Consider the following 2138-nt stretch of genomic DNA (forward strand, 5'->3'; position numbering starts at 1 on the left):
TCGGCCATCACCCGCTGTTCGCGTTCGTCGACCACGGCCCAGGCGGGTCCGGAGAACCGGTCGCGGGCCTGCTGCGGCCGGGGAACGCGGGCTCCGTGCGACACGAGGTCGCACATGTTGAGTGGTCTCACCGATCGGAGGTTCGACTGATGTCGAGGGTGTAGATCCGGGCCAGTGTCCAAAGCCTGTCCCCGCTTCGACGTGCGTCACTGGCAACGGTGGGGTGCGGAGCTCGAAGAAGACGCCCAAGGGCCCCGATCCGTCCGGGGCTACAGGCAAGGGGAAGACCGGACGGGTGAACGCGAGTGAACCCCTGATGATGCCTCGTCACGTTTGAGCCCCGCCAGACGGAAATCTCCAGTGGGGTGCAGGGACTGGCCGTTGAGAAGCGGCGGGTGCCGGTCGGACAGCGAGCCGCCGACCGGGAGGACACCACCGTCCCCGGGGTATAGGGGGCACCCATCCCGGTCGTGTCTCAACTGTGTGGAACGTGGAAACCCCGACGGGGTCCGGCCAGCTCTTTCGCTGACCGGTGAGCCGACCGCGAGGAAGGTCCAGCCCCGCTACACCTGGTGCAGCAGCCCACGCAGCTGTCCGGTCTCGCCGAAGGTGGCGGAGTCTTGATGAAGATGGCGGCGGTCTCGGCGCCACCGTCTCGGTGAAGGCGGCGAAGACGGCGAGTTACCCCCCGCTCTCCGAGCGGAGGCCGCGTGTGGCGGTTGTGTTCGGAACCGCCGGGCAGGTATTTCCGACGTGGATTCAGGGATAGCGGCAGTGGTCGGTGCGGCCATCGGCATGCTGGGTGGCGCCGGGGGCGGGTGGCTCACGCTCATTGGTCAAGCTCGCCAGCAGGAACGCCAGCAGCGCATAGATCAGCGGCATCGGTTGGAAGAGGTGCGCCGGGAGGCGTACAGCGCGTGCGTCAGCACGTCGAAGCAGGTGTCGGCCCGCTGGTGGCGGGTCGCGGATCGGCTGCGCACGAATGGCATCACAGCGGATCAGTGGGAGGCAGAGGCCGCTGAGGCGGCCGTTCCGGCGTCGGCACCTGGTCTTCGCCGCCCACCTGCCCGAAGCCCTGGTGGAGACCGTCGCGGCAACCGAGCGGGACGACCCGGGCCAGGCGCCGGTGGTGTGGCTGCCGGTGGCTGACGCGGCCGGCCTCCACCTGTACCCGGACGTCGGCGCCGTCCTCGGCCAGGCCGTCCGGCCCGACACCGCCGAGACCGGCGGGCCGTTGCTGCTCCCGGCGATGACCGGCGCGTCCTACCAGTGGCGCTGACCTCCCTGTGACTGTGCACGGTAGATGGCCAGGGTTTTCGCGCTACTTGGCCAACGGGTCGGCAAGTCGTCGACCTGGCCGGTTCGGGCAGGTCGCGACGAGGCTTCGCCGGCGCGTCACCACAGGTGCAAGAAGCTCCGGACGTCGTCATAGCCATCGAGGGCCCGACCGTCCACGTCCGACGGGTCCGCCTCGGCGCGCACCGCCAGTGACGCCGCCAGGGCGAGGGCTTCATCGCTCAGACGCCCGAAGCGGCGAGCAATGTGCCCCAGGCACAGTCCGGCCAGCCCGAGAAACGGACTGCCCGACACAGCCCGTGTCCCCACCTGCACGCACCAGGACTCGACGAAGGCACGGTCGTCGTCGTTCAATGCGCTCCCGACCAGGACAGCCGCCGCCTCGCCCTCCTGCGAGCGGTCACGCAGAGCCCGCTCCAATGTCTCGGCCACTGCCTCGTGAGCCAGCGCGGGAGGGTTCTCAAAGCGCAGATCAGGGTGCATTCCGCGAGAGTACGCGCCCCGATCCAACCGCACTCGAAGATTGCGGCACCTGTACCGGTGCCAACCCGCGTGGTCAGGTTCCAGCGTCACGGGTCATCAGGCTGGCCAAGTAGCGCGAAAACCTTGGCCATCAACTCTGGAAAGTGGCCATCTATCGTGCAAAGTCACATCCGGCGCGGGTTGCCTCTGGGGTTGCCTCTGAGGTTGCTTCTGGAGGTTGCTACTTGGGGTTGCGTCAGGCGGTGCCACCGGAAGTGGCGTTTTCGCAGCTCTTGCGTCCTGAACAGGAAAGGAAGTTGATTGTAGGGCAGCTTCTGGAAATGGTGCTGCACGGAAGATGAAGGTCATGGCCCTTCGGA

Annotated in this window: 3 protein-coding genes; 1 reads left to right on the forward strand and 2 read right to left on the reverse strand. The window is 67.7% G+C overall.

Going from position 1 to position 2138, the window contains the following annotated elements:
• Positions 1-759: 759 nt before the first annotated feature.
• Positions 760-882, reverse strand: a complete 123-nt coding sequence (locus ACZ38L_RS39225) for a hypothetical protein (RefSeq protein ID WP_465702898.1) — start codon at positions 880-882, stop codon at positions 760-762.
• A gap of 100 nt (positions 883-982) precedes the next feature.
• On the opposite strand from ACZ38L_RS39225, the gene ACZ38L_RS39230 reads away from it, so the two are divergent.
• On the forward strand, positions 983-1279 hold the full coding sequence (locus tag ACZ38L_RS39230; protein ID WP_465702900.1) for a hypothetical protein: 297 nt from the start codon (positions 983-985) through the stop codon (positions 1277-1279).
• 116 nt (positions 1280-1395) lie between these two features.
• On the opposite strand, the gene ACZ38L_RS39235 is transcribed toward ACZ38L_RS39230, so the two are convergent.
• Positions 1396-1779, reverse strand: coding sequence for a hypothetical protein (locus ACZ38L_RS39235; protein WP_465702902.1), 384 nt, complete (start codon positions 1777-1779; stop codon positions 1396-1398).
• Positions 1780-2138: the final 359 nt, after the last annotated feature.

It is taken from the genome of Kitasatospora sp. NPDC024654, from assembly GCF_055559155.1.